Origin of the sequence: Micromonospora thermarum (assembly GCF_012034245.1) — a bacterium.
GTDB lineage: Bacteria > Actinomycetota > Actinomycetes > Mycobacteriales > Micromonosporaceae > Micromonospora > Micromonospora thermarum.
Genome location: NZ_JAATEO010000082.1, coordinates 1 through 1540, shown reverse-complemented (window position 1 = coordinate 1540; position 1540 = coordinate 1). Strand labels below are relative to the sequence as shown.

The window sequence follows — 1540 nt, the reverse complement described above, 5'->3', positions numbered from 1 at the left end:
GGAAGCGGTCAAGCATCAGCCTGAAAATGTGCACCGTATCCTCGATGAGGTTTTCCGGCTCTCCAACGACGACAAGTCGGCCCTAGATAACCTGCTCAACCGTACCAACCTCTCTAGCATGATCAAGGCGTCTAGCAGCGTTGCCGATCGGCTCGACTTTCTTGCGGCGCTTAGCCACATGGTCTTCGACCCCGAAGTGAGAAAGATGGTTAAGGAGAGGTCGCAGCTCCACAAGATTCTTGAGAACGAAGCATGGATCTTTGGCGATCACTACAGCATCTTGGTTAGCGACCAGGCGCTAGACGCCGTACTTGACCGGCATCTGCACATTCTGGGCCGCGAGAACAGGGCTCCCCAGCCCGTGCGTCGCCTTGACGGCTCGACCGGGATCGTGGACCTAATGCTTTCCCGCGCTAGACGTGAGCACGATCGCCGTCAGCATCTTATTGTTGAACTGAAAGCGCCGGCAGTAGTAGTTGGAGCAAAGGAAGTCAACCAAATCAAGAGCTACGCTCAGGCCGTTGCCTTCGATGATCAGTTCCATGACCGGACAGTCGAGTGGGACTTCTGGCTTGTGACCACCAGGATGGACAAGGTTGCAAGGATCGATGCGAATCAGCGCGAAAGAAAGCCGGGATGCGTTTGGGACTTCACTGAAGGCGCGATCACTGTCCGGGTTTGGCTCCGCACCTGGTCAGAAATAATCGAAGAATGCCGCGATAGGCTACAGTACTTCCGAGAGCACTTGGACCATGATCCAAATCTCGGGCACGCCCTTGAGTACCTGAGCGCGAATCACAGCCGGGTTATGCCATCCGCCCTGCGGTTGCCTGAACAGCAGGAAGCCGAGGACCTTGCGCTAGAGAGCCTGGATGGCGCCGGTACGTAAAAGCGCGGTCATCGGAGCAGTGGCTACGGCAACTGCACCACGAGACCCTATTCGGGGAACCGGGCGGAATTCACCGGGAACAGTTCGAGCAGTGCCGTGGCTCGTTCGACAAGGATCCCAAGTCGAAGGCAGGGAAGCGGACGATCGCCACCCCGCCGCGTGTGGTGCCGCTGGTCCGGCTGCACTTGGAGCAGTACGCGGGCAAGGATCGGTTGTTTGTCAGCCGCGATGGGACCCCGCTGTGGGGCAACACCTTGTATCAGGCGTTCGTCCGGGCGCGAAAAAAGGTCGGCCTGGATGATCTGACCTTCCACGACCTGCGGCACACCGGTCAAACCCTCGCCGCGCAGACCGGCGCGACGCTGGCTGATCTGATGCAGCGACTCGGGCATTCATCCATGGCGGCGGCTCGCCGGCACCTGCACGCCGTCGACGGGCGTGACCGGGAGATCGCCAGCCTGTCGGAAACTCGCCGCGGACGGTGATGCCGCACGGCTGCCCCGGCACATTACGATGCGGAGCTAATCGCATGACAGATCGCACGGCGGGCTCCGGCGGCGCTCTGAACTGCGGAAATGCGGGTGCCTGAAAGCGGAAGGTCGAACCGATCCACGACGAGCAGAGCGACACCAGCCCTGGCTGCCTCGGCGC

The 1540-nt window shown here is 60.5% G+C and carries 2 protein-coding genes; both read left to right on the top strand.

The annotated features are described in order from the left end of the window. Positions 1 to 889: type I restriction enzyme HsdR N-terminal domain-containing protein (locus tag HCJ94_RS29265; RefSeq protein WP_168004227.1), on the top strand; the 889-nt coding region annotated here is incomplete at its 5' end. Positions 890 to 1050: 161 nt separating this feature from the next. Next, positions 1051 to 1374, top strand: a complete 324-nt coding sequence (locus HCJ94_RS29260; protein WP_205802100.1) for a tyrosine-type recombinase/integrase — start codon at positions 1051 to 1053, stop codon at positions 1372 to 1374. Positions 1375 to 1540 lie beyond the last annotated feature (166 nt).